The organism is Streptomyces sp. NPDC058373, from assembly GCF_042723275.1.
Lineage (GTDB): Bacteria > Actinomycetota > Actinomycetes > Streptomycetales > Streptomycetaceae > Streptomyces.
Genome location: NZ_JBHXJE010000015.1, coordinates 43236 through 68396, shown reverse-complemented (window position 1 = coordinate 68396; position 25161 = coordinate 43236). Strand labels below are relative to the sequence as shown.

At 74.3% G+C, this 25161-nt stretch carries 19 protein-coding genes, 1 tRNA gene and 1 pseudogene; 16 read left to right on the top strand and 5 right to left on the bottom strand.

The window, feature by feature from the left end; translation table 11 throughout:
* The first annotated feature begins 16 nt into the window (after positions 1 to 16).
* The 6 genes from ACFWMZ_RS12095 (at position 17) to ACFWMZ_RS12070 (ending at position 7294) form a co-directional block, all read left to right on the top strand.
* Positions 17 to 817 carry a sugar phosphate isomerase/epimerase family protein gene (locus ACFWMZ_RS12095; RefSeq protein WP_383176664.1) on the top strand — a complete coding sequence of 267 codons (801 nt, stop codon included), beginning with the start codon at positions 17 to 19 and terminating at the stop codon, positions 815 to 817.
* Entirely contained in the window at positions 814 to 2241 is a 1428-nt protein-coding gene (locus tag ACFWMZ_RS12090; protein WP_383201153.1) for a hypothetical protein, read from the top strand. The genes ACFWMZ_RS12095 and ACFWMZ_RS12090 overlap by 4 nt, the downstream gene beginning before the upstream one ends.
* Positions 2238 to 4193 (top strand): glycogen debranching N-terminal domain-containing protein, encoded by a 1956-nt coding sequence (locus ACFWMZ_RS12085; protein WP_383201150.1) that lies wholly within the window; start codon positions 2238 to 2240, stop codon positions 4191 to 4193. The genes ACFWMZ_RS12090 and ACFWMZ_RS12085 overlap by 4 nt, the downstream gene beginning before the upstream one ends.
* Positions 4194 to 5058: 865 nt before the next feature.
* Entirely contained in the window at positions 5059 to 5262 is a 204-nt protein-coding gene (locus ACFWMZ_RS12080) for a cold-shock protein (RefSeq protein WP_383176670.1), read from the top strand.
* Between the two features lie 284 nt (positions 5263 to 5546).
* Positions 5547 to 6974, top strand: a complete 1428-nt coding sequence (locus tag ACFWMZ_RS12075; RefSeq protein ID WP_383201147.1) for a DEAD/DEAH box helicase — start codon at positions 5547 to 5549, stop codon at positions 6972 to 6974.
* A 53-nt stretch (positions 6975 to 7027) separates the two neighbouring features.
* A complete protein-coding gene (locus ACFWMZ_RS12070) occupies positions 7028 to 7294 on the top strand; it encodes an SCO5918 family protein (protein WP_383176676.1) in 267 nt (88 codons plus the stop codon).
* A gap of 25 nt (positions 7295 to 7319) precedes the next feature.
* Here the strand turns inward: ACFWMZ_RS12070 and ACFWMZ_RS12065 are convergent, their stop codons facing one another.
* A complete protein-coding gene (locus ACFWMZ_RS12065; RefSeq protein WP_383201144.1) occupies positions 7320 to 7679 on the bottom strand; it encodes a hypothetical protein in 360 nt (119 codons plus the stop codon).
* A gap of 100 nt (positions 7680 to 7779) precedes the next feature.
* Here ACFWMZ_RS12065 and ACFWMZ_RS12060 point away from each other — a divergent pair.
* Positions 7780 to 7899 (top strand): annotated as a pseudogene (locus ACFWMZ_RS12060) (XRE family transcriptional regulator); the annotation flags it as partial.
* Positions 7900 to 7963: 64 nt separating this feature from the next.
* Here ACFWMZ_RS12060 and ACFWMZ_RS12055 read toward each other — a convergent pair.
* Both ACFWMZ_RS12055 and ACFWMZ_RS12050 read right to left on the bottom strand, forming a co-directional pair.
* Positions 7964 to 8039 (bottom strand) — tRNA-Arg (locus ACFWMZ_RS12055).
* 423 nt (positions 8040 to 8462) lie between these two features.
* Positions 8463 to 9674, bottom strand: coding sequence for a CapA family protein (locus ACFWMZ_RS12050; RefSeq protein ID WP_383201141.1), 1212 nt, complete (start codon positions 9672 to 9674; stop codon positions 8463 to 8465).
* A 379-nt stretch (positions 9675 to 10053) separates the two neighbouring features.
* Here ACFWMZ_RS12050 and ACFWMZ_RS12045 point away from each other — a divergent pair, with 379 nt between their 5' ends.
* From ACFWMZ_RS12045 to ACFWMZ_RS12005, 9 genes are all read left to right on the top strand, one after another.
* Positions 10054 to 10674: a hypothetical protein gene (locus ACFWMZ_RS12045; protein WP_383176814.1), complete on the top strand. Its 621-nt coding sequence runs from the start codon at positions 10054 to 10056 to the stop codon at positions 10672 to 10674.
* 539 nt (positions 10675 to 11213) lie between these two features.
* Entirely contained in the window at positions 11214 to 12842 is a 1629-nt protein-coding gene (locus ACFWMZ_RS12040; RefSeq protein ID WP_383201138.1) for a dynamin family protein, read from the top strand.
* A 2-nt stretch (positions 12843 to 12844) separates the two neighbouring features.
* Positions 12845 to 14794 (top strand): GTPase, encoded by a 1950-nt coding sequence (locus ACFWMZ_RS12035; RefSeq protein ID WP_383201135.1) that lies wholly within the window; start codon positions 12845 to 12847, stop codon positions 14792 to 14794.
* A 151-nt stretch (positions 14795 to 14945) separates the two neighbouring features.
* On the top strand, positions 14946 to 15836 hold the full coding sequence (locus ACFWMZ_RS12030; protein WP_383201133.1) for a single-stranded DNA-binding protein: 891 nt from the start codon (positions 14946 to 14948) through the stop codon (positions 15834 to 15836).
* 520 nt (positions 15837 to 16356) lie between these two features.
* Complete coding sequence (locus tag ACFWMZ_RS12025; protein WP_383201130.1) at positions 16357 to 17769, top strand: Cys-Gln thioester bond-forming surface protein; 1413 nt, start codon at positions 16357 to 16359, stop codon at positions 17767 to 17769.
* A 309-nt stretch (positions 17770 to 18078) separates the two neighbouring features.
* The gene (gene ettA, locus ACFWMZ_RS12020; RefSeq protein WP_383176829.1) at positions 18079 to 19743 is read left to right on the top strand and encodes an energy-dependent translational throttle protein EttA; all 1665 of its coding nucleotides are present in this window, start codon (positions 18079 to 18081) and stop codon (positions 19741 to 19743) included.
* Between the two features lie 5 nt (positions 19744 to 19748).
* Complete coding sequence (locus tag ACFWMZ_RS12015) at positions 19749 to 20219, top strand: acyl-CoA thioesterase (RefSeq protein WP_383176832.1); 471 nt, start codon at positions 19749 to 19751, stop codon at positions 20217 to 20219.
* Positions 20216 to 20929, top strand: coding sequence for a hypothetical protein (locus ACFWMZ_RS12010; protein ID WP_383201127.1), 714 nt, complete (start codon positions 20216 to 20218; stop codon positions 20927 to 20929). The genes ACFWMZ_RS12015 and ACFWMZ_RS12010 overlap by 4 nt, the downstream gene beginning before the upstream one ends.
* A 121-nt stretch (positions 20930 to 21050) precedes the next feature.
* Positions 21051 to 21191 (top strand): hypothetical protein, encoded by a 141-nt coding sequence (locus ACFWMZ_RS12005; protein ID WP_383176838.1) that lies wholly within the window; start codon positions 21051 to 21053, stop codon positions 21189 to 21191.
* Between the two features lie 143 nt (positions 21192 to 21334).
* On the opposite strand, the gene ACFWMZ_RS12000 is transcribed toward ACFWMZ_RS12005, so the two are convergent.
* Positions 21335 to 22336, bottom strand: a complete 1002-nt coding sequence (locus ACFWMZ_RS12000) for an ATP-binding cassette domain-containing protein (RefSeq protein WP_383176841.1) — start codon at positions 22334 to 22336, stop codon at positions 21335 to 21337.
* A 79-nt stretch (positions 22337 to 22415) separates the two neighbouring features.
* A complete protein-coding gene (locus tag ACFWMZ_RS11995) occupies positions 22416 to 25160 on the bottom strand; it encodes an ABC transporter permease (protein ID WP_383201125.1) in 2745 nt (914 codons plus the stop codon).
* Between the last annotated feature and the right edge of the window lies 1 nt (position 25161).

Genomic DNA, 25161 nt, shown 5'->3' with positions numbered 1-25161 from the left:
CGAAAGGTCCGCAGCCATGATGAAGACCGCCTGCCAGGAACAACTCCTCCCCGGAGAGAGCCTTCAGGAGAAATGGGCCTTCGCGCAGGAGGCCGGGTTCGACGCCGTCGAGCTGCGTTCCCAGGGCGACTTCCGCTTCCGCGACCGGCTGCCCGAGCTGAAGCGGGCGGTGGCCGACGGCGTGGTGATGCCGACCGTCTGCGTCGAGATGCTGCACTTCTTCGCCGCCTTCGACGACGACCTGCGCCGCGACGCGCTGGAGCAGATGAAGTCCCAGCTCTCCGTCGCCGCCGAGATCGGCGCGCTCGGCGTCCAGACCCCGGCCTCGTACGGCATGTTCTCCCGCCGCCTGCCGCCCTTCGAGCCGCCGCGCTCCGCCGAACAGGACCGCGAGGTGCTGCTGGCCGGCCTCACCGAACTGGGCGAGCACGCCCGCAAGGAGGGCGTCAGCCTGTACCTGGAGCCGCTCAACCGGTACGAGGACCACATGGTCAACCGGCTGGAGCAGGCCGCCGAACTCATCGGCGCCGTCGGCCTGGACTCGGTCCGCATCGGCATCGACAGCTACCACATGAACATCGAGGAGAGCGACCCCGCCGCCGCCATCCTCGCCGCCGCGCCGTTCATCGGCCACGCCCAGGTCAGCGACTCCAACCGCTTCCAGCCCGGCGCCGGCCACCTCGACTGGCCGGCCTGGCTCGGGGCGCTGCACACCATCGGCTTCGACGGCTACCTCGCCGCCGAATGCCGCCTGGACGGCGACCCCCTCGACGCGGTCCGCTCGATCCCCGGCTTCCTGCGGAGGTCCGGCGCGTGACGACGCTGCTCGGTACCGCGGTGCCCACCACTCCCGTGCCCACCGACGCCGCGGACCTGACCCTGCGGCGCGGTGCGGCACGGGTCCTGCTCGACAACTGGCGCGGTGACTCGACGGTCCCCTCGCACGGCCTCTACCCGCACCAGTGGAGCTGGGACTCGGCCTTCATCGCCATCGGCCTGCGCCACCTCTCGGCACGCCGCGCCCAGCGCGAACTGGAGACCCTGACCGCCGCCCAGTGGGGCGACGGACGCATCCCGCACATCGTCTTCAACCCGGCCGTGCCGCTCGACGCCTACTTCCCGAGCCCCGACTTCTGGCGCTCCTCCCGCGCGGGCGCCCAGGCGGGAGCCCCCGCCGCCATCGAGACCTCCGGCATCGTGCAGCCGCCGGTGCACGCGCTCGCCGCCTGGCTGACGCACACCGCCGACCCCGCCACCTCCCGCGCCCGCGGCTTCCTGGAGCGGCTGCGCCCGCGCCTCGCCGCCTGGCACGACTACCTCACCGGCCCCCGCGACCTGGGCGGCGCCGGACTCGCCGCCGTGCTCCACCCCTGGGAGCCCGGCATGGACAACAGCCCCGCCTGGGACGGGCCCCTGGCCCGCGTCGAGCCGGTCCCCACCGGGACCTACCGCCGCGCCGACCTGGACCACGGCCACTCGGCCGAGCGCCCCACCGACCTCGACTACGGCCGGTACGTCCGCCTCGCCACCGACTACCGCGACGCGGGCTACCAGGACACCGGGCCGCACGCCTTCGCCGTCGAGGACCCCTGCTTCAACGCGCTGCTCATCGCCTCCGAGCACGCCCTCGCCCACATCACCGAGGCCACCGGCGGCGACCCGGCCCCGCACGAGGAACGCGCCGCCCGGCTCACCGGGACGCTGGTGAGCCGCCTGTGGTCCGCCGAGGACGGCCTCTTCCTCTGCCGCGACCTCGTCTCCGACCGGCTCATCGCGGAACGCAGCGCCGCCGGACTCGTTCCGCTCGTCGTGCCCGGCCTGCCCGCCCACATCACCGACGCCCTGGTGGACACCGCCCGCGGCGACAGCTTCCGCCTCGGCGACCTCCCCCTCGTCCCCTCCTACGACCTGCGCGGGCCCTCCTTCGACCCGTCCCGCTACTGGCGCGGCCCGGCCTGGTTCAACATCAACTGGCTGGTGGAGCGCGGACTCCGCGGCCACGGCCGGCCCGCCGACGCCGACCGGCTGCGCACGGCCATGCTGCGCGCGGCGGGCGCCAGCGGCTTCGCCGAGTACGTCGACCCGCGGACCGGGGAGGCGCGCGGGACGCGCTCCTTCGGGTGGACGGCGGCGCTCACCCTCGACCTGCTCGCGGCCCGGCGGACCGACCCGCAGGACGCCGCGCCCCTCCCCGCGCCGCGCGGCGCCGCACCCGGCACACGAGAGAGGAACCCGGCGTGAGCCCCACCGCCGACACCACACTGGTACACGCCGGGACCTTCGCCGTCCTCGGCCCCGACGGCGGCCTGACGGGACGCGGCGGCAGCACCCCGGACGGCCTCTTCCGCCGGGACGCCCGGCACCTGAGCCGCTGGGAGCTGACCGTCGACGACCGTGTCCCGCTGGTCCTCGTCCCCCTCCAGGAGGAGGAGGCCACGGCGACCTGTGTGCTGACCCCGCCCGGCACCCGCGACGAGCCCCCGGCCTACACCGTCGTCCGCGAACTCGCCGTCGCCTCCGGCGTCCTGACGGAGCGGCTCCGCCTGGTCAACAACCAGCCGGAGCCCCGGACCGCACGGCTCGCCCTCCTCGCCGACGCGGACTTCGCCGACCAGTTCGAACTCCGCTCCGACCACCGGCGATACCCCAAGGAGGGCGCCCGCCGCACGGCCCACGCCGAGCCCACCGGAGCGCGCTTCACCTACACCCGCGAGGCCTGGGAGTCGCAGACGGTGGTCTCCGCCTCCCCGGCCCCGGGATCGGTCGAGCCGACCGGCTCCGGAGCCCACCGGCTCACCTGGAACCTCCCCCTCCCCGCCCACGGCGAGGCCGAACTGCTGCTCCGCGTCGAGGCCCGCCCGCACGACGCCCCGGCGCCGGCGCCGGTGACCGACCCCGCCTCCGCCGCCGCCCAGGTCCGCGCGGAAGCGGCGGACTTCCTCGGCCAGGCCCCGCCGACCGTGCCCGCCGACGGGCCCGCGGGCCTCGCCGACGCCTGCCGCCAGGGCCTCGCCGACCTCGCCCGCCTGCGGGTCCCGGCCACCGGCCCGGACGGCGAGGAGGTCTCCGTACCCGGCGCCGGAGTGCCGTGGTTCCTCACCCTCTTCGGCCGCGACTCGCTCCTGACCTCGCTCTTCACCCTGCCGTACCGCTCGGCCCCGGCCGCCGCGACCCTGCGCGCCCTCGCCGCCACCCAGGGCACCTCCTACGACCCCGAGCGCGGCGAGCAGCCCGGCCGCATCGTCCACGAGGTGCGGCACGGCGAACTCGCCCACTTCCGCCAGGTCCCGTACGGCCGTTACTACGGCTCGATCGACGCGACCCCCCTCTTCCTGGTCCTTCTCGGCACCTGCACCGAGACCACCGGCGAGCCGGAACTCGCCCAGGCCCTGGAGGAGCACGCCCGCGCCGCCGTGGAGTGGATGTTCCGCGACGGCGGCCTGGCCGACGGCGGCTACCTCGTCTACCAGCCCGACCCCGACGGCCTGGTCAACCAGAACTGGAAGGACTCCGCCGGGGCCATCTGCTTCCGCGACGGCACCCAGGCCGAAGGCCCGATCGCGGTCGCCGAGGCCCAGGGCTACGCCTACGACGCGCTGCTCCGCACCGCCCGCCTCGCCCGCGCCCACTGGTCCGACCCCGCCTACGCCGACCGCCTGGAGGCCGAGGCCGCCGCGCTGCGCGCCCGCTTCGCCCGCGACTTCTGGATGACCGAGACCGACTTCCCCGCGCTCGCCCTCGACGGCGCGGGCCGCCAGGTCGACGCGCTCGCCTCGGACGCGGGCCACCTCCTGTGGTCCGGCATCCTCGACACCCCGCGCGCCCGGCGCGTCGGCCAACGCCTGCTGGAGCCCGACTTCTTCACCGGCTGGGCCATCCGCACCCTCGCCGCCGGCCAGCCCTGCTACCACCCGCTCTCCTACCACCGCGGCAGCGCCTGGCCGCACGACAACGCCGTCATCGCCCTCGGCCTCGCCCGCCACGGCCTCCGCGACGAGCTGCGCGCCCTCACCGCCGCCCTCACCGAGACGGCCGCCCACCACGCGGGCCGCCTCCCGGAAGTCCTCGCCGGCTACTCCCGCGCCGAACACCCACGCCCGGTCCCCTACCCGCACGCGTGCAGTCCGCAGGCCTGGGCGGCCGCCACACCGCTGGCCCTGCTGGCGAGCCTGCGGGAGGTCGGCCAGGGATGACGGCCGGGCGACAGTCTCCTCGCCCGACACGCGGAAACCTGTCCCCGCCGAAGTAGACATTGCTGGCCGGTGTGGTTAAGGTTTCTGTCGTAGCCGAGATCGAGCAAGGCCCGGCAGAGACGAACTGCCGGGCAGCGGTACCAGCAGGACCAGCAGTACGCAGGACGGTCCGGTGGTGGAGTTCCGAAGCCAGGGTTGTCGTAGGACGGCGACGGGACTGACGACCGGACCGGGTGGCCCGCGGTGATCAGGGGCCGCCACCAGCAGTGCAGCAAGTGCAGTTCAGCGAGTGCAGTACGCAGGAACTGCCCGACGGGCAGTGCACACCGAGGGAAGAACGGAGGGATTGAACGCCATCAGGATCGCCTGGGCGGCAGTACGGAGCCCGGGTACCGCAGGACATCGACAGGCAGGTGGTCTCCGGTCATACATCCGCGATCCCCGCACTCCCCGTCCCCTCGCGGACGGGCACGCGGACACAGAAGGCCGACGCGGTACGAAGGTCGGCAGATGGTGTAGCAGTTCCTTCGGGGCCCTGGTGCCAATGGCGCCAGGGCCCCTCCACATGTTCCCGTGCGGCAGAACCCATATCTACGGCCGCCGAAGGAAGCTTTGGCGCCCGGTGCGCGGAATGTTTTTACCGCAGCGAACGGGCGAGAATTCCGTTTCGTACGCATGGCGTGAGGGCGTGCTACTGTCGATCTCAGTTGCAGTCGTGGTTCCCGGAACGTGAAGTGCTTTCGCCGGTATTTCCAGCAGCCGCACACGTTCGGTATTTCCGGTCGTTCTCCGGGCGGGGCTCATTGCGGCGACCCGGCGCCCGTGCCTCTCGGGCCCCGGCGTACTGCCCCGAAGGAGACATGACATGGCATCCGGCACGGTGAAGTGGTTCCACGCGGCCAAGGGTTTCGGTTTCATCGAGCAGGACGGTGGCGGCGCCGACGTGTTCGCCCACTTCTCGAACATCGCCGACCAGGGTTTCCGCGAACTTCTCGAAGGCCAGAAGGTCACCTTTGACATCGCGCAGGGCCAGAAAGGCCCGACGGCCGAGAACATCGTTCCGGTCTGACCACCTGCGCGCACGTCGTAGCTGGGGCCCGCATCCCTCGGGGTGCGGGCCCCAGCTCCGCTTTTCCCCTCTTCGCGTGACGGCGCCGCCATTCCGCCGCACATGACCGCGGCACATTTCGCGGACGGTATCCGCCGGGGAAATCCCCGCGATATTCCCCGCTCCCGCCGCATCTCCACCGCACGGTTTTCCACCGCATTCTCTTCGGCTCGTTCTCGCGATGTTCCCCGCCGCTCACCGGCGCCGGACCTCCTTGACGCGTGCCGTGTCAAGGAAGGTTCCACATGAACCCCGTACGTACGAACCACCGCTCTTTCCGCAGCCGCACCGGCGGGTCCGCGCCGACCCGGTCCGGCGCCCCGCGCCGCTCGGGAGGCCGACGTCCCGCGGCGCCCCAGGGGGAGTTCGCCCCGCCGAAGACGGTCACCCCCGCCCTGCCCGCCGTCGAGGCCTTCGCCGACCTCGCCCTGCCCGCGCCGCTGCTGGCGGCGCTCACCGCGCAGGGAGTGAGCGTCCCGTTCCCGATCCAGGGCGCGACCCTGCCGAACACCCTGGCGGGCCGCGACGTCCTCGGACGCGGCCGCACCGGCTCCGGCAAGACCCTCGCCTTCGGCCTGGCCCTGCTGGCCCGCACCGAGGGCAAGCGCGCCGAGCCCCGCCAGCCGCTCGCCCTGATCCTCGTCCCCACCCGCGAGCTGGCCCAGCAGGTGACGGACGCGCTCGCCCCGTACGCCCGCTCGGTGCGGCTGCGCCTGGCCACCGTCGTCGGCGGTATGCCCATCGGCCGGCAGGCCGGAGCGCTGCGGAGCGGCGCCGAGGTGGTCGTGGCCACGCCGGGCCGGCTCAAGGACCTCATCGACCGCGGTGACTGCCGGCTGGACCAGGTCGCGACCACTGTCCTCGACGAGGCCGACCAGATGGCCGACATGGGCTTCATGCCGCAGGTCACCGCGCTCTTGGACCAGGTACGCCCCGAGGGCCAGCGGATGCTGTTCTCCGCCACCCTCGACCGCAACGTCGACCTGCTGGTCCGCCGCTACCTCACCGACCCGGTCGTCCACTCCGTCGACCCGTCGGCGGGCGCGGTCACCACGATGGACCACCACGTCCTGCACGTCCACGGAGCCGACAAGCAGCGGACGACGACGCGGATCGCCGCGCGCGACGGCCGCGTGATCATGTTCCTGGACACCAAGCACGCCGTCGACCGGCTGACCCGGGAGCTGCTGGAGAACGGGGTGCGGGCCGCCGCCCTGCACGGCGGGAAGTCGCAGCCGCAGCGCACCCGGACCCTGACCCAGTTCAAGACCGGGCACGTCACCGTGCTGGTGGCGACCAACGTCGCGGCCCGCGGCATCCACGTCGACCACCTCGACCTCGTCGTCAACGTCGACCCGCCGACCGACCACAAGGACTACCTCCACCGCGGCGGCCGTACCGCCAGGGCCGGCGAGTCGGGCAGCGTCGTCACGCTGGTCACGCCCCCTCAGCGCCGCGACATGACCCGCCTCATGGCGGCCGCGGGCATCGTCCCCGAGACCACCCAGCTCCGCTCCGACGACGCGGCACTCCACCGCATCACCGGCGCGCAGGCACCCTCCGGCATCCCCGTCACGATCACCGCGCCGGTCACCGAACGGCGCAGGCGCGGCGCCCCCGCCCGCACCCGGCGCGGGGCCGCCCGCCGCCCCGCCTTCGACACCGCGGCCTGACCGGGACCGCACCCCCGCACGGCTGTCCCTTCCCCCTTACCTTGTGAGGCCTCATGCGCTGTGTCATCGCCCGCTTCCCGTTCGACCTCACCCGAAGCGGTGTCCTGGAGTCGATGCGGGGCGTCAAGCCCGAGCCGGTCACCGGTGAGTCCGTGATCATCGGGCGCCGCAGCTACCCCGCGAAGCAGGTCGGACAGGTCCTCACGCGCCAGGACCGCCGCGACTTCAGCGCCGGTGAAGTCCTCCGGGCGATGGCCCGGCTCGGCTTCACCTGCCGCCTCGTCCCCCGGGACGCCGCGCCCGCCGGCGTCCCGGGGTGACGCCGCAGGCCGGGGGCGGCGCGGGTCAGTGGTCGGAGTAGCTGAAGTCGCCCACCGTCCAGGCGCTGACGTCCTCGATCGCCACGCGGTACATGCCGCCCGTCTCCGGGATTCCCACGGTGCCCTGGAGGATGCGGGCCACATGGAAGTGGAGATGGGTCGGAGGCCCTTCCTGGCGCGGCCCGGCCGTGAAAATGGTGGAGAACTCGCCCAGTTGGGCCGAGTCCGCCAGAACCTCCGAGACCCGCTGGCGCCACACGGCTTCGGGGGCCAGCCGGCCCGTGACGACGGCCCCTCCGGTGACCACGGTCAGAGACATCTGGTTGCTGCGCCCGGACTCCACCAGCGCGGCGACGTCAACGAGCAGTGCGTCAGTCTTCGACATGAAACCCGATCCTAATACCCGACCGCCCGCCCTGAGCAGCGACGCTTGCCCGCGGAGGGCCTGACCGGCCCACGGGCCGCCGCGGAGAAGCCGTCGCCCTCCCAGGCTCCTCGGTGCCGCGGGCGGACCCTGCGGGATCCTCGGTATCTTCGACCGCGACGCCCGCCGCGGCCATCAGCGCGAGGGCGGCGACTGCGACGCCCAGGGCACCCGCGGGTGAGGATGAGGCGGGGGAGCGATCGAGCCGACCCGCCTGGAACGCCGCCCGTTCGGTGTGGCGGCGCTGGCGCCCCCGGCAGGACTCGAACCTGCGGCCAAGCGCTTAGAAGGCGCCTGCTCTATCCACTGAGCTACGGGGGCCGGTGCGGTGTGCCCCGGACACCGGGTGGTCCGGGGGGCGTGCGGCCGGGCACAAGGATAGGGCTCCGGTCGGCCTGGCCCGGTTGCTTCACGCGCGTGGCATGATGTGGAGGTTCGGTGAAGCACAGCGATAATCGCAGGTGAGTGGCGATCGCGCAGTTCTTTTGGCGGCTTGTGCGGCGGGTGTTGTGCACTCGTTATACCCGCGTCACCTGGATCTCTGCCCTTTTCCCGCCATACGGGGCGAATCGTGCGCCGGATGTCGGGCTCCGGTCCGGAGAATGATCGGAAACGGCGGGCGATCAGGTCAACTCGGCCGACGATCGCCCCGGTTCGGGCGAAAGGCGCCATGCCGTACGGGATGCCCGGCCGGCCGCCGCGACTCACCCCGTACGGAACCCGGGCAGCCCCCGGCGGGAAGCCTCAGCGCCCCATCCGCAGGCCGTCGCGGTCGGCGCCCCGGCCCAGCACGGCCTTGCGGACGGCCGCCAGGGCGGCGGTGTCCTCGGGGTCGGGGGCGGCGGCCTCGGTGGCGCGGGCGAGGTTGACCAGGCGCAGCGGGTCGTTGGCCATCCGGTGCGGGACGAACTCCGCCGAGGTCGCCTCCCAGGCGGCCCCCGCCTTCCGGGGCGCGGTGAAGGTGAAGCGGGCGGCGGAGCCGAGCTGGCCGCGCGGGTCGGTCATCTTCCCGGCGACCTGGTCGCCCATGCCGTACACCACCCACGCGCCGTTGACCTTCTCGTACGCCTGCGGGACGTGGGCGTGGGTGCCGAGGACGAGGTCGATGTCGCGGCGGCCCTTGGTGCGGGAGGCGGTGAGCCGCCGGGCCAAGGAGAGCTGCTGCCGGTCGGGGGCCTCCTGCCACTCGGTGCCCCAGTGCGCGCTGACCACCACCACGTCGGCCCCGGCGGCGCGGGCCGCGCGGGCGTCGGCGACGACCTGGTCCGGGTCGAGTTCGTTGACGAGGAAGGATCTGCCGGGCGGGATCTCCTTGTTGGTCCAGTGGACGTAGGAGAGGTGGGCGACCCGGGCGTCCCCGGCACGCAGCAGGAGGGGCCGGGCGCGGTCCTCCGCCGAGCGGGCCGAGCCGGTGTGTGCCACGTCGGCCCGGTCCAGCGCGTCCAGGGTTCTGCGGACGCCCTCCTCGCCGTCGTCCATGGAGTGGTTGGAGGCGGTCGAGCAGGTGTCGTACCCGGCGCCGCGGATCGCCCGGGCGACGTGCGGCGGCGTCTTGAACAGGGGGTACCCGGTGAACGGCCCGCCGTCCTCACCGACGATGGTCTCCAGGTGGCAGACGGCCAGGTCGGCGCCGCCGGTGATGTCGCGGGCGCCCGCCAGCATCGGCCCGAAGTCGTACCGCCCGTCGTTCTCCGGCGCGAACGGGTCCGGTCCCGTGTCCCGGTCGGGCACGCCCGAGGCGTCGGCGGCCGCCTGCCGGATCACCGCGTCGTGGGCGAGGATGTCGCCGGTCGCGACCAGGGTGAACCGCCGCGGCTCCGGCGCCGGGGGAGCGGCGGCCCCCCGGGTGGGCGCGGGTGGCGCGGGCTCGGGCGCCGCGCACCCGGCCGCGAGGGCGCAGGCGGCGAGGGTGGCGGTGAGGGCGGCGGTGGGGTGGCGAAGGAAGGGCGGGGGCATGGCCGGCTCCGTACGTGTGGGGGCGTGACATCCGCATTCATGTGATGATCCGGCCGCATTCACGCGTCCGGTGGCGGCGGCTCGTCGCAACGGAGCAGTGGCGTCACCCGCGGACCGCTCCGAGTGGGAGTGGGGACGCGCTCCCGTAGAAGCCCCCGGACCGAGGGGATTCGGTCGAGGTGTCGTGCGCTTCTCGCGGGAGCCGGACATATCGCGTCCACCGGCTGCCTAGGGTGTGCGGGCTGCCCGTTCACGCCCCGTCACGTCTCGTGCGCCGACTGTCCCGTACAAAGCGGGCGTGCCGCGCGAAATCAGGCGCCGGGTGCTCCGGGAGTGGCCGCGGCGGGGGTGGCAGTCCGTGCCTATCAGGGAGTTGTACGTGTCGAAGAAGAAGCTGTGGCTGCGCTCAGCCGCCCCCACCGCCGTGCTGGCGCTGGCCCTCACCGGATGCGGCGGGTCCGACGGGGATGACGGCGCGGCCGCCACCACCGACAAGGGCGGGTCGGTCTCGCAGGAGCGGGACAAGGAGAAGGAGAAGGAGGAGCAGACCCGCGAGCTGGGGGCCGGCGAGAAGGCCACCAGTGAGTTCGAGGAGGGCGACGCCAAGGTCACGTACGAGATCGTCGCCAAGAAGGTCGACGTCGGCACCGCCAAGGACACCGAGGAGCTCGTCTCCGACCCGGCGAAGGCCAAGGGCCTGGTGCCGGCCGTGGCACACGTCGAGTTCACCCTCAAGGACGGCGGTCCGGTGGCGGACTACCCGGACGTCGGCGACGAGATCGAGGTGTACGCCGACGGCGCGCGCGGCACGATCCTGATCGGTGCCTCCGACGACGCCCCCGGCTGCGAGTCCGACTCCGACATCAAGGACTGGAAGGCCGGCGAGAGCCACGTCATCTGCGACACCTTCATGGTGCCGGAGGCCGCGAAGGAGCTGACCGTCCAGTGGTCGGTCGACAGCGACTCCGCCCCGTACATCTGGACGTTCAAGAACGCCTGAGGTCGCGCCCGCGGCGGCGGGCCGACGGGACCGGGTCCGCGCTCCTCGACGGAGCGCGGGCCCGTTGGTGTTTTGCCGGGGCCGGCCGAGGGTCGATGCCGGCCCCGAGATGTCGGTGGGCACGGCGCCTTAGGCCGGGAACCGGGGCTGCCCGCCGAGGTGGTTGGTCCGGGCGCCGGCTCGGTCCCGGAGTCGTTCACCGGGTGGCCGAAGGGGTAAGAGCGCGACGCTGTCGTCGTCGGTGGCCCGGGCGTCGTTGTCGACGACGTGGGGTGGGGTTGCGGGTCCGTTCTGGTGTGCGTTGGTCCGCTGCGACGGCAAGGCGTTTTTCTTTGCGGGGCCTCCAGGGCAGGCCATCCCCTCACCCCTGTCGGCGTCTGAGGTCCTCCTGAACCGGCGCGAGCAACCGGGCGCCGGCCTTCCCCGCCGAGCCCGGCCGGCGCCCGCGGTCGGTCCTCGAGCCCCGCCGCCCAGGCGACAGCCACGCAGAAACGACTCATACGCTTCAAAATCGCTCCAAAATTGGGCATTCTTCGCTTGTGGTGACCTTGGACGTACAGCCTCAGCTCCTGGACGCTCTCTCCGCCCTGCGCGACCGTGTCGCCGCCGCGCGCTTCCCTCTACCCGTGCCCGGCGCCCCCCGGGCCCGGGTGAGCCGCGACGAACTCCTCGCCCAGCTCGACGACTACCTGCTGCCCCGGCTCCGCGCCCCCGAGGCCCCCCTCCTCGCGGTCATCGGCGGCTCCACCGGCGCGGGCAAGTCCACCCTGGTCAACTCCCTGATCGGGCGCCGGGTCAGCGAGGCGGGCGTGCTGCGCCCCACCACCCGCACCCCGGTCCTGGTCTGCCACCCGGACGACCACCACTGGTTCGGCACCGACCGCGTCCTCCCGGGGCTCGCCCGGGTCCCGCGCCCCACCCGGCACGCGAGCGGACCCGACCCCGACCCCGACGAGGACGACGAGCAGACCGAGGAGGCGGGCGCCCCGGTCCTGCGCGTCGAGACCGCCGCCACCCTGCCCCGCGGCCTCGCCCTCCTCGACGCCCCTGACATCGACTCCCTGGTCACCGGCAACCGCCTGCTCGCCGCCGAACTCATCGCCGCCGCCGACATCTGGGTGATGGTCACCACCGCCGCCCGCTACGCCGACGCCGTCCCCTGGCACCTGCTGCGGACCGCCAAGGAGCACGACGCCACCCTCGTCAGCGTCCTCGACCGGGTCCCGCACCAGCTCGTCGCCGAGGTCTCCCGCCACTACGCCGCGCTGCTCACCAAGGCCGGGCTCGGCGACGTACCACGCTTCACCGTCCCCGAACTCCCCGAGTCCGCGGGCGGCGGCGGCCTGCTGCCCGCCACCGCCGTCGCCCCGCTGCGCGCCTGGCTCACCCACCGGGCCCAGGACCCCGACGCCCGGCAGCACGCCATGTCCCGCACCGCCGAGGGCGCCCTCGACTCGCTGCGCGCCCGGATGCCGGAACTGGCCTCCGCCGTCGCCGCCCAGTACGCCGCGGCGCTACGTCTCGGCGGCGCGGTCGAGGACGCGTACGCGGACCAGTACGACCGGCTGCGCGCCCGCCTGGCCGACGGGGAGGTCCTGACCGGCGACGCCGTCACCCGCTGGCGCAGCTTCCCCCTGGACTGCACCGGCACCGAACTCCTCGACTCCCTCGTGGAAGGCCTCGTCTCCCTCGTCCTGTGCGCCGTCACCGCCGCCGACGCCGCCGTCGCCGAGGCGTGGCGGCCCGAGCCCGCCGCCCGCGCCGAACGGCTCGCCACCGCCGCGCCCGACCACGTGGCCGCCGAACACCGGATCGGCATGGCCGTACGGCGCTGGCGGCGCGAGGTGGACGAGTACGTCGAGGACGAACTGCGCGGCCACGAGCGGGCCGCCGTCCCCGACCCCGAAGCCGTCGCCGGGCTCCTCGGCACCGTCCTGCTCGGCGGACGCCGGGGCCGCGCCGCCGGGGAGGACCTCGCCGAACGCATCGGAGCCCAGGGCGCGGCCCGGCTGCGCGACCGGGCGGGGCGGCTGCTGGACCAGTACCTCGACCGGGCCGTGCACGCCGAACGGGAGCGGCGCCTGGCCGCCGTCGAGAGCCTCGGCGTCCATCCCGAGCCACAGGCCGAACTCATCGCCGCACTGTCGGTCCTTCAGAAGGAGAGGTGACGGTGACCAGCACCGCCGAGAACGTCAGGAACGCAGCGGACGCCAAGAAGGCAGAGCGCGCCGGGCGCGCAGAGAAGGCCGCGCCCGCGACCCCGCCCCACGCGGTCCCGCCCCGGCCCGAGACGGCCCCCGCCGCCGGGGCCGGCGCCTGGGACGACGGGCTCATCGCCCGGCGTGCCGCCGCGGCGGCCGGGCCCGGGCAGCCGGTGAGGTCCGCCTTCCCCGGGCCGTACACCTCGGGAACGGCGGGTGACAGCGACGGCGACGACGACCTGACGGCGCGTCTGGACGCCCTGCGCGAGCTGACCGGGCTCTCCCGGCCACGCGTCGACGCCGAGACCCTGGCCGAGGCCGGGCGGGTCCTGGACGACGCCGCCGCACGGCGCCGCCTCTCCCGCCGGCACACCGTCGTCGCCCTCGCCGGAGCCACCGGAAGCGGCAAGTCCACACTCTTCAACGCCCTCGCCGGAGTGACCATCTCGGACACCGGCGTCCGCCGCCCCACCACCTCGGCGGCGCTGGCGTGCAGTTGGGCCGACGGCGCCGCCGGGCTCCTGGACCGCCTGGAGATCCCCGGCCGCCTGCGCCGCCGCCCCGTCCAGGGCCCCGACGGCCCCGGCGCCCTCGACGGCCTGGTCCTCATCGACCTGCCCGACCACGACTCGGCCGCCGTCGAGCACCGCGCCCACGTCGACCGCATCCTCGCCCACGTGGACGCGGTGATCTGGGTGGTCGACCCGGAGAAGTACGGGGACGCCCTCCTCCACGAGCGATACCTGCGGCCGATGGCCGGGTACGCCGAGGTCACCCTCGTCGTCCTCAACCAGGTCGACCGGCTCCCCGAGGACGCCACCGACCAGGTCCTGGACGACCTGCGCCGCCTCCTGGACGAGGACGGCATCGCCCTCGGCGAGCACGGCGAACCGGGCGCCACCGTCCTCGCGCTCTCCGCCCTCACCGGCGACGGCGTCGGCGAACTCCGCGACTGCCTCGGCCAGCTCACCTCCGAGCGCCGCGCCGCCGCCCGCCGCATCGGCGCCGACCTCGACGCGGCCGCCGACCGGCTCCGCCCCGTCTACGTCCCGACCGGCCGGGTCGGCCTCAGCGAGGAGGCCCGCGAACAGTTCGCCGACCGCCTCGCCGAGGCCGTCGGCGCCGCCGCCGCCGGCCAGGCCGCCGAACGCGCTTGGCGCCGCAACGCCGGACGCGCCTGCGGCACCCCGTGGCTGCGCCTATGGCGCTGGTACGAGACCCGCCGCGCGCCCCAGCCCGGGGAGCGGCCGCCCGGCGACGCCCCCGAGGACGAGGCGACCACGGCGCGCCAGCGCGTCGAGCAGGCGGTCCGCGTCGTCGCCGACGAGGCCGCGTGGGGGCTGCCCGCCCCGTGGGCGTGCGCCGTGCGGGAGGCCGCAGGGCGGGGCGCCGAGGGGCTGCCCGAGGCGCTGGACGGGCTGGTCGCGCCCGAGGCGGCACTGACCCGCCCGCCCCGGCCGGGGTGGTGGCCCGTGGCGGTGCTCGCCCAGGTGTCGATGACGCTCCTCCAGGTGGTCGGCGGGATCTGGCTGCTGGGCCAGGTCCTGGGGCTGTTCACCCCCGACCTCCTCCCGCCGGTCCTGCTGATGCTGGCCGGCATCGTCGGCGGTCCGTGCGTCGAGTACGGCAGCAGGCTGGCCGCCCGGGGACCGGCCCGGCGGTACGGGGCGGAGGCCGAACGGGTGCTGCGGGACGCGGCGGCCGGGTGCGGGCGCGCCCGGGTGCTCGACCCGGTGGCGGCGGAGCTGCTGCGGTACCGGGAGGTACGGGAGCAGTACGCGCGGGTGCTCGATCCGGTGGGCGGGGCAGGGGGAGCGGCGCGTTCCGGGGGCGGGACGTCCGCGCTCGGCAGTGCGCGGGGGCCGGCGGGGAGCCGGGGCGTGGGCCGGGTGGCGGAGTTGTCCACAACCGGCCGGTAACCCACAGGCCGGGGCGGGGTGCTCGCGGCCCGGCCAGAGTGGGCGGTGCGCGGGCGGCCCCCTTCCGGGGCGGCTCCGCGCACCGGTGGGCAGGTGACGGCGCGGGCGGTCCGCGCGGCCTCCCGCCACACCTGGCGGGGAGTGGATGAGCATGAACGAGACGATGGTGACCGTGGTCGGCAACGTGGCGACCACCCCGGTCTACCGGGAATCGGCCCAGGGCCCGATGGCCCGTTTCCGGATGGCGGCCACCCCGCGCCGCTGGGACCGGCAGCGGCAGGGCTGGTCCGACGGGCCGACCAGCTTCTTCACCGTCTGGACCACCCGGCAGCTCGCCTCCAACGTCACGGCCTCGATCACCGTGGGGGAGCCCGTCATCGTCCAGGGCCGCCTGCGGGTCCGCGAGACCGAGCGCGGCGGGCAGCAGTGGACCACCGCCGAGATCGACGCCGCCTCGGTCGGCCACGACCTGAACCGGGGCACGGCCGCCTTCCGCCGCGTCCGCAGGCCCACCGGCACCTGGCCCGCCACCAACGGGACCCAGGACACCCGCTCGGCCTCGGCGGCGCAGCGGGCGGCGGGAGGCGGGGACAGCGGCTTTCCTGACGGGGGAGGGGCGCCTGACGAGGGAGGCGCGACAGAGTCGACGCGGCCCGTGACCGAGCCCGACTGGAGCGCGAGCGGGGTGGCGGCCGGAGGGGAATGGGGTGCGCGGGGCGGGGGGACTGCCTCGGCGGGGGCGGACGGGGACGGGGAAGCGGATGGGGGCGAGGGCGGAGGCGTGGACACGGCCACGGCTACGGCTACGGCTACGGCTACGAGAGATCAGGCTGACGTCGGCCCGATGGTGGTGGCAGGAGCCGAAGCGGAGGTCGAGGGGCGCCGGCGGGGGCGGGCCACGTCGAAGGGCCAGGCGGGCACCAGGAAGCGAGGCAGGGCGAAAGCTGAGCCGGACACCGGTGTCCGGAGTGACGGGGAGACCGGGCCTGACGTTGGTGCGCTTCCTCCGGCGCCGGGTGTTTCTGATACCGGGGGTGCGTGATGTCGGTCGCCCTCTGATACCCGTCGTTTCTGACACTCGCCTCTGACACCTGCCGCCTGGCACCTGGCACCTGGCACATGGTGCTTCTGACGCCGCCGCGCCTGACCCCGTCACTCAGCCTGTCGGCGGTGTACGGGAACAGGATGACGGGCGTGCCGGGTGGCGGGTGGTGGGTGGCGGGTGGCGGTGCCGGTGGCTCGGGGAGGGGAGGGGGGGAGGGCAGGGGGGAGGGGGGAGGGCCCCCGGGACGGCAGCCCCGCCACCCCCGTCGCTGCCCCATACACCCAACAACCCCCGCCCCCTCCCCAAGAGCCGTCTATGCCTTCATTGCGCGTCATTCCGCCGACTTCTGACGGCCCGGCAATAACGATTACGACGCGGATCGATTGGCCGAGCGCTCTCGTGGGCAAGGGCCCGCTTTCGCCTCCATAAGATGCCCGGCATAGCTCACGGGGCACTTGATTCTGCTGGCGGGACGACTTCCCCCCTCGTGAACGCGTCCTGCCCGGAGGGGAATTGCATGTTTTCTGTTAGAAGTCGGGCTGTTTCACGCCTGACGGCGGCGACCCTGGCGTCGGGCCTGGTCGCGGCGGGTGTCCTGACCGGAGCCGGCACCGCGGTGGCCGATGAGGCGGCGGCCGGGCACCCCGGTGGCGCGTCGGCCACGCTGAGCGGACTGAAGACCTACGACCAGGCCGTCATCCACGGCCAGGGTGGCGACCAGAAGGTGTCCGCCGGACTCTTCGAGATGGTGGTCGACGGCGGCGGCTCGCTCCAGACGTACTGCATCGACATACACAACCCCACGCAGAAGGAGGCCAAGTACCGGGAGACCGGCTGGGACGCGACCTCCCTCAACTCCAACCAGGACGCCGGGAAGATCCGCTGGATCCTCCAGAACTCCTACCCGCAGGTCAACGACCTCGCGGACCTGGCCGCCAAGGCCGGCGCGGGGTCGCTGACCGAGAAGACCGCCGCCGCCGGCACCCAGGTGGCCATCTGGCGCTACTCGGACGGCGCCGACGTCGAGGCGCTCGACCCGGCCGCCGAGAAGCTCGCCGACTACCTGGAGAAGAGCGCCCAGGCGCTGGCTGAGCCGAAGGCCTCCCTCACGCTCGACCCGCCGGCCGTCTCCGGCAAGGCCGGGGAGAAGCTCGGCCCGGTCACCGTCCACACCGACGCCGACAGCGTGAGCGTCACCGGCCCGGCCGACGCCGCCGCCGGGGTCACCGTCGTCGACGAGGCGGGCAAGCCCGTCACCGAGGCCGCCGACGGCAGCCGCCTCTTCTTCGACGTGCCCGCCGCCGAGGAGGGGGCCGAGCAGAGCGGCAGCGCCGCCCTGACCGTGCAGGCCTCCACGACCGTCCCGGTCGGCCGCGCCTTCGCCTCGGAGACCAAGAGCCAGACCCAGATCCTGGCCGGCTCCAGCGAGTCGACCGTCTCCGCGACGGCCACCGCGCACTGGGCGGGCAAGGGCCCGATCCCGGCGCTCTCCGCCGAGAAGAACTGCTCCGCCTCGGGCATCGACCTCACCGCCTCCAACCAGGGTGACGAGGACTTCACCTTCGAGCTGATGGGCGCCAAGCACACCATCGCCGCGGGCAAGACGCAGACCGTCACGGTTCCCCTCAAGGAGGACCAGGCGTACGACTTCACCATCACGGGTCCGAACGGCTTCGAGAAGCGCGTCACCGGGGTCCTCGACTGCAAGACCGCCGGTGAGACCGGAGCCGGTGGTGGCGCCCAGCCGTCCAGCGAGCCCAGCCCCGCCTCGGCGGGCAGCACCCCGGCCGGCGGCGACGGCCAGGACCTGGCCGCCACCGGCGGCTCCAGCGCCACCCCGGTCATCGGCGGCATCGCCGTCGCCCTCGTGGTGATCGGTGGCGCGACCGTCTTCCTGCTCCGCCGTAAGAAGGTCTCCGCCGAGAGCTGACCGATCCCGGCGCGCCAGCGCCACCTGGTGTCCGCCGGCGCCCCGGCGACCGGCGGACATCGCGGGACCCTGCCCTGACCTGGGTTCCGCGCCCCGGCGCCGGGGCCCGTCCACCCGACGGGCCCCGGCGTTCCGCACGTCCGGGCCGCCCTCCGGCGGCCCACCGGTGCCCCGGGCCGCCGTCGTACCGCGAGCCCCCTGTGATACCCGTTTTCGCCGTGCGGCGCCCGTGCGGCAAGATGGGTGTATCTGCCCACACGGCGGAGCTGACCACCCACACGCCTGATCCAGACTGCCGGACGGTTTCTCTTGGCTGAGTACATCTACACCATGCGCAAGGCGCGTAAAGCGCACGGCGACAAGGTGATCCTCGACGACGTCACGCTGAGTTTCATCCCCGGCGCGAAGATCGGCGTCGTCGGGCCCAACGGTGCCGGTAAGTCCACGGTGCTGAAGATCATGGCCGGCCTGGAGCAGCCGTCGAACGGCGACGCGTTCCTCTCCCCCGGATACACCGTCGGCATCCTCCTCCAGGAGCCGCCGCTCGACGAGACCAAGACGGTCATGGAGAACGTCCAGCAGGGCGTCGCCGAGACCAAGGGCAAGCTCGACCGGTTCAACGAGATCGCCGAGCAGATGGCGACGGACTACTCCGACGCGCTGCTGGAGGAGATGGGCAAGCTCCAGGAGGAGCTCGACCACGCCAACGCCTGGGACCTCGACGCCCAGCTGGAGCAGGCCATGGACGCCCTGGGCTGCCCGCCCGGCGACTCGGCCGTCACCAACCTCTCCGGTGGCGAGAAGCGCCGTGTGGCGCTCTGCAAGCTCCTCCTGGAGGCGCCCGACCTGCTCCTCCTCGACGAGCCCACCAACCACCTGGACGCCGAGTCGGTGAACTGGCTGGAGCAGCACCTCGCCCAGTACCCGGGCACCGTCGTCGCCATCACCCACGACCGGTACTTCCTGGACAACGTCGCGGGCTGGATCATGGAGCTCGACCGCGGCCGCGCCATCGGCTACGAGGGCAACTACTCCACGTATCTGGAGACCAAGCAGACCCGTCTCAAGGTCGAGGGGCAGAAGGACGCCAAGCGCGCCAAGCGCCTCAAGGACGAACTGGAGTGGGTCCGCTCCAACGCCAAGGGCCGCCAGGCCAAGTCCAAGGCCCGCCTCGCCCGGTACGAGGAGATGGCGGCCGAGGCCGACAAGATGCGGAAGCTGGACTTCGAGGAGATCCAGATCCCGCCGGGCCCCCGCCTGGGCAGCGTCGTGGTGGAGGTCGAGCACCTCAGCAAGGCCTTCGGTGACAAGGTCCTCATCGACGACCTCTCCTTCACCCTCCCGCGCAACGGCATCGTCGGCGTCATCGGCCCGAACGGCGCCGGCAAGACCACGCTCTTCAAGATGATCCAGGGCCTGGAGGAAGCGGACTCCGGTTCCATCAAGGTCGGCGACAGCGTCAAGATCAGCTACGTCGACCAGAGCCGCGCCAGCATCGACCCGAAGAAGACGCTGTGGGCCGTCGTCTCCGACGAGCTCGACTACATCAACGTCGGCCAGGTCGAGATGCCCTCCCGCGCCTACGTCTCCGCCTTCGGCTTCAAGGGCCCGGACCAGCAGAAGCCCGCCGGCGTCCTCTCCGGCGGTGAGCGCAACCGCCTCAACCTCGCGCTCACCCTCAAGCAGGGCGGCAACCTCCTCCTCCTCGACGAGCCCACCAACGACCTGGACGTCGAGACCCTCTCCTCGCTGGAGAACGCCCTGCTGGAGTTCCCCGGCTGCGCCGTGGTCGTCTCCCACGACCGGTGGTTCCTGGACCGCGTCGCCACGCACATCCTGGCGTACGAGGGCAACTCCAAGTGGTTCTGGTTTGAGGGCAACTTCGAGTCGTACGAGAAGAACAAGGTGGAGCGGCTCGGTGCCGACGCGGCCCGTCCGCACCGTGCCACCTACAAGAAGCTGACCCGGAGCTGACCAGCGTGGCCCGCCACCTCTACCGCTGCCCCCTGCGCTGGTCGGACATGGACGCCTTCGGGCACGTCAACAACGTCGTCTTCCTGCGGTACCTGGAAGAGGCGCGGATCGACTTCATGTTCCGGCTGGCGCCGGGGAACGGCAGCACGTCGTTCTCCGGCGGCTCCGTCGTCGCTCGCCACGAGATCGACTACAAGCGCCCCCTCGTCCACCGGCACGAACCGGTGCTGGTCGAATCGTGGGTGACCAGCATCCGCGGCGCCTCGCTGACCATCGCCTACGAGGTCAAGGACCCCGACACCGAGGAAGGACCGGGCACCGTCTACGTCCGCGCCTCGACCGTCGTCGTCCCCTACGACTTCCGGACGCAGCGCCCGCGCCGCATCACCGAAGAGGAGCGCCACTTCCTGGAGAAGTACCTCCCGGAGGAGCCCGGCGCCGAGGAGGCGGGCGTGCCGGGGGCGCGTACCGCGTGAGTACGGCACCCCTGCGCCCGGCGGACCGCGGGGAGGCGGCCGACCTGGCCGCCTTCCTGCGCCGCCTGGTCCACTACGACAAGGCCGCCGCCGTCCGCCTCCAGCTCACCGGGGAGCGGCTGGCGGTCTTCGGCCGCCCCGCCTCCTTCGAGGTGCTGGCGGTCCGCACCGTCCTGCTGGACGACGCCCCGCAGAGCCTGGACCGCACCGTCTCCGCCGGTGAGCTGCTGGAACTGGTCCACGCCGAGCCCGAGCCCGGCGCGCCCTTCGGCGTCCCGGCGGCGGTCACCGGCCCGCCCTGGGCCGGGGTGCTGCCGCCCCGCACCGGCTGGCGGCCCGAGCCGGGCCTGCCCGCCCCCGACGCGGTCCGGTCGGTGGTCGCGGGCGTCGTCGCCGAGTTCCGCGCCCGCACCGAGGCGCTGGCGCCCCAGGAGCGGACCCGAAGCGCCCTCGACGCGATCGGCCACGACATCTGGTCCCGGCCGCTCGGCGACACCGCCCTGCCGGTCCGCGCCGCGCACGCCGCCCACGCCATGGGCTTCCTGCGTCCCGCCCCGGTCCGCGTCTCCGCCGGTTCCGCCGCCGGGGACGACTCCCCGGAGCCGTTCGCCCTGCGGTCGGCGGGCGCGTGGCTGCGGCTGCGCACGCCCTACGGCTCGGTCGCGGTCCGCCGCGCCGGCCTCGGCGCCTTCGGGGTCAGCGTCCGCTGACGCCCGGCAGGGCGGCCCCTCGGCTCACCTCGCAGAGGACGGACGCGTGGCATCCTGAGGGCCCGCGCGGTGACGCCCGCCCGCTCACCGCCGCCCGTCCCCTCCCGGGAGCCGCTTCTCCATGCAGAACTACGACGTGAAGCGGGAACTGCGGAACCTCTGCACCGCGAAGCAGAGTTTCGAGCGGGTCGACGTGCCCGCCATGAAGAGGCCCCCACCATCGCCCGCACGCACGACGAGTACCTGCCCGGCCACAGCCTGAGACCCCGCGGTACCCACCACGAGATCCACCTCTCGGACGCCCGCCGCACCGCCCCTTCCCGTCTGCGCACCATCCTGCGCCAGCCGGTCGAGTCCACCGGCACCTGAGCGGGCGACGGCCGGGGCGACCGGGGCCGGGCCCCGTCAGCCCTCCCGCTGCTCCGGGTCCGGCCACACCCCGAGGTGGTCGCTCTCCAGCTCCAGCAGCACCCGGTCGCGCAGGCCCAGCTCCGCGACGTGGTCGGCGGGCAGCTGGAGCCGCCCGGCCCGGTCGAGCATCGCGTACTCCCGGGCCACCACCGCCTCCTGGCCGGTGGCCGCGTCCACCTCGGTGCGGCGCAGCACCTCCGTGGAGGTCCGGCCGTCGCGGATGGCGACGGTCCGGCGCACCTCCGAGGCGACCGCCTGGTCGTGGGTGACGATGACGATGGTGGTGCCCAGCTCCTCGTTGGCGGTGCGGAACGCGGCGAAGATCTCCTCGGCGGTGTGCGAGTCGAGTTCGCCGGTCGGCTCGTCGGCGAGGAGGACCGCGGGTTCGTTGGCGAGGGCCACGGCGAGCGCCACCCGCTGCTGCTGGCCCCCGGACATCTGGTGCGGACGCCGGTCCCGGCACTGCCCGACGCCGAGCAGGTCCAGCAGCTCCTGGGCGCGGCCCGCGCGCTTGCGGGCGCCGCCGCGCAACTGCATCGGCAACGACACGTTCTGCGCCGCCGTCAGGTACGGCAGCAGGTTCCGGCCGGTCTGCTGCCAGACGAAGCCGACCACTTCCCTGCGGTAGCGCAGCCGCTCCTTCGCGCCCATCGCCAGCAGGTCGCACCCGGCCACGGATGCCGCCCCGGCGCTCGGCTCGTCCAGCCCGGCGAGGATGTTCATCAGCGTCGACTTGCCGCTGCCCGAGGCACCCACCAGTGCCATCAGCTCGCCCTCGCGCACCAGCAGGTCCAGCCCCTGGAGCGCCTGCACCTCCACGCCGTCGGCGGAGAAGATCCGCACCAGCCGGTCGCAGGTGATCAGCGCGTCGTGCCCGTACGCCGGACGGTCGCGCCGCGCCGCGGCCCGCGCCTCCAGGTCGGCCAGCGACACGTCGCCCCCGGCCCCCTGCCGCGCACCGCCGTCGCCGGGCCCGGTTTCCGTGGAGTGGGTCATGGTCGAACTCCCGCCTTGGGTGCCGTACGGAGTGAAGGGAGGGCCCGGTGCGAAGGGGCCGCGAGGCCGGGGCGGGCCGTCACCGGCCGTCCCCCGCCCGCAGCTCGGTCGCCGCCGTGCGGCGCGCGGTCCACCAGGCCTGGGCGGCGGCCACCGCCACGGTCAGCAGGACGCTCCCGGCGGCCGGCAGCAGCAGCGACCAGGCGTCGGCCCGCAGCTGCACGGCCTGCGCCGCGTCCGTCCCGGGGGGCAGGGCGAGCAGCTCCAGGCTCACCCCGTCGGCCATCAGCGCGACGGCGGCCCGGCCGACCAGCACGCAGCCGACCGCCGCCGGCACCGCCTGCGGCAGCGACTCCAGGATCAGCAGCCGCCTGCCCTGCCGCGCGCTCAGTCCCATCGTGCGTAGCCGGGCCAGCAGCGCCGTCCGCTCGGACGCGGACTGGAGCAGCGCCAGCAGCACGGCGAGGGCGGCGAAGCCGACCCCGGCCACCACCGCGCCCAGGTAGAGGCGTTCGGCGCCGGACTGGAGCGGCGAGTCGGTGAGCGCGGCGCGTTCGGCGGCACGCAGGGTCAGCTCGGTGTGCTCGCCGGCGGAGCCCGCCGCCTTCTTCAGCGCGGCCTCGTCCAGGCCGGAGCCGGTGGCGAGGACGACGGTCGGCAGCGCCTTCGGCAGGCTCTCCCCGTCGACCAGCAGGAACTCCTGGTCGGGCAGGGCGGGCGTGGTGTCGCGCACCGCGGTGACCTGGAGGGTGAACCGGCCGAGCGGCCCGCCCCAACGGTGCCGTTCCTTCCCCAGCAGCTCGGCCGTCTTCGGCGAGGCGATGGCCGAGAGGACCGGCCCGGACCTCTCGGTGGGGGCCGCGCCGGGCGGCGCCGTGCGCAGCACCTCCGGGTCGAAGGCGCCGAGCCCGGTCTCCCGCGCCAGCCGCGCGTACGCGTCGGGCTCGACCACGGCCATCGCCGCCGTCGTCCCGTCGGGCAGGGCCATGCTGTAGTCGAGGTGGGCGGTGGCCACGTGGCGTACGCCGTCCATGTCGGCGACCTTGTCGGCGAACCCGTCGGGCAGGGGCGCCCGGCTCCGTTCGACGCGGGCGTCGGCGCCGGTGGCGAGGAGCGCGACCCGGTCCCGGGCGTCGCCGATCCCGGCGAGCACCGCCCCGCCGAAGGCCGCCGTGGTCAGCGCGACGAGTACCGCGAGCAGCGGCAGCACCTGCGCCGGTGAGCCGCGCCCGGTGCGGGCCACGGCGAGGAAGCCGAGGGCGCCCCGCATCCGGGCGAGCGGGCGCAACGCGAGCCGCAGCGGCAGCGGGTAGAGCCGGGCCAGGACCAGCGCGGCGATCACCGCGACCAGCACCGGCGCGGCGGCGACCAGCGGCCCGCCCGCCTCCGTACCCCCGCCGCGCAGCGCGAGCACCGCGCCGGCGGCGAGCACCAGCAGGGAGAGTTCCGCGACGGTGCGGCGCCGGGAGGGGCGGGTGAGGACGAGGTCACCGCGAACCTCGTGGACACGGGACGTGCGGTGGGCGAGGGCGGCGCGGACCGGCAGGGCCAGGCAGGCGGTCGCGGCGACCGCCGCGGAGGCGGCCAGCGAGGGCCAGGCGCGGGCCTCGGGGAGCAGCAGCCAGGCCAGCGCCTGCCCGGCGGCGGCCGCCGGGAGCGCCACCACGGCGGTCTCGGCGAGCAGTCGGCCCGCCAGTCCGGCGACCGAGGCGCCCCGGGCGCGCAGCAGGGTCAGCTCGGCGCGCCGTCGGGTGGCGGTCAGCGCCTGCGCCATCAGCAGCACCACCCCGGCGACCGCGCCGGCCCCGACGACGGCGACGGCGGTCACCGAGGAGACCGCCCGGCTGAGCCGGGCGTGGCCGTCCACCGCTCCGTCGAGACCGGTGCTGACCTCGGCGTCGGAGGAGACCACGGTCCGCAGCCGGGACAGGAGCGGCCCGCCCTCGAGCGAGGCCAGCCCCGCCTGGAGCGCCGGTATGTCCCGCGCGGTGAGCCCGGTGGTGTCGGGGCTGATCCGCCAGTACGCCTGGGGGAGCGGGTCCAGGCCGTACAGGAACGGGCCCGCGTCGGGGGCCAGCAGCAGGGCGGCGTGCCAGTAGTACTGGGTGCTGAAGGGGCTGCCGCCGGGGGCTTCGAGGAGTCCGGGGGTGCGCAGGACCTCGGTGTGCGCCCAGTACGGGGTCTGCGGGGCGCGGGGCTCCACGATCCCGGTGATCCGCACGGCGCGGTCCGGGCCCTGCACCGCGGGCAGGTGCACGACCGAGCCCGGCTTCAGCCGCAGGGCCTCGGCGGTGGCGCGGGTGACCGCGGCCTCGGCGCTCCGGTCGGCTGCGCGAACGTCCTCGCCCCGGGGCCAGGCCCCGGCGACCAGCCGGGCGTGGGATTCCAGGCCGTCCTGGGCGGCGACCAGGAAGCGCGGCGGGAGCCCGTCGGGCCGGGGGAGGCCGGGGTCCTCCGAGGGGAGCGAGCCGGAGAGCTGGAGCCCCAGCGACCCCTGGTCCGGCGCGGCGGTCAGCGGTGCCGGGAGGAGCGCGTCGATCTCCTCGCCGACTTCGCGCAGGGTCTCCACCCGGGCCGCCTCCTCGCGCAGCTCGGTCGCCCGGTGGGGGCCGGGCGGGCTGCCCACCACCTCGACGGCCCCGCCGTTCGGCCCGGCGCCGAGCAGCGCGTGCCGCAGCCCGGCGGACTCGGCGTCCTCCACGGCACGCGGCAGGACCCCGGCGAGGAACGCCGTGACGAGGACCAGGACGGCGAGGGAGAGCGCCTGGAGCGGGGCGGCGCGCAGCCGGGTGCGTATCCAGGGGGCGGCTGATCGTGCGGCCATG

What these genes read in the sequence shown, in the direction of transcription:
- ACFWMZ_RS12095 (WP_383176664.1), top strand. Translation starts at nt 17, where the DNA reads ATGATGAAGACCGCCTGCCAGGAACAACTCCTCCCCGGAGAGAGCCTT.
- ACFWMZ_RS12080 (WP_383176670.1), top strand. Translation starts at nt 5,059, where the DNA reads ATGGCATCCGGCACGGTGAAGTGGTTCCACGCGGCCAAGGGTTTCGGT.
- ACFWMZ_RS12075 (WP_383201147.1), top strand. Translation starts at nt 5,547, where the DNA reads ATGAACCCCGTACGTACGAACCACCGCTCTTTCCGCAGCCGCACCGGC.
- ACFWMZ_RS12070 (WP_383176676.1), top strand. Translation starts at nt 7,028, where the DNA reads ATGCGCTGTGTCATCGCCCGCTTCCCGTTCGACCTCACCCGAAGCGGT.
- ACFWMZ_RS12065 (WP_383201144.1), bottom strand. Translation starts at nt 7,679, where the DNA reads ATGTCGAAGACTGACGCACTGCTCGTTGACGTCGCCGCGCTGGTGGAG.
- ACFWMZ_RS12050 (WP_383201141.1), bottom strand. Translation starts at nt 9,674, where the DNA reads ATGCCCCCGCCCTTCCTTCGCCACCCCACCGCCGCCCTCACCGCCACC.
- ACFWMZ_RS12030 (WP_383201133.1), top strand. Translation starts at nt 14,946, where the DNA reads ATGAACGAGACGATGGTGACCGTGGTCGGCAACGTGGCGACCACCCCG.
- ACFWMZ_RS12025 (WP_383201130.1), top strand. Translation starts at nt 16,357, where the DNA reads ATGTTTTCTGTTAGAAGTCGGGCTGTTTCACGCCTGACGGCGGCGACC.
- ACFWMZ_RS12005 (WP_383176838.1), top strand. Translation starts at nt 21,051, where the DNA reads ATGCAGAACTACGACGTGAAGCGGGAACTGCGGAACCTCTGCACCGCG.
- ACFWMZ_RS12000 (WP_383176841.1), bottom strand. Translation starts at nt 22,336, where the DNA reads ATGACCCACTCCACGGAAACCGGGCCCGGCGACGGCGGTGCGCGGCAG.
- ACFWMZ_RS11995 (WP_383201125.1), bottom strand. Translation starts at nt 25,160, where the DNA reads ATGGCCGCACGATCAGCCGCCCCCTGGATACGCACCCGGCTGCGCGCC.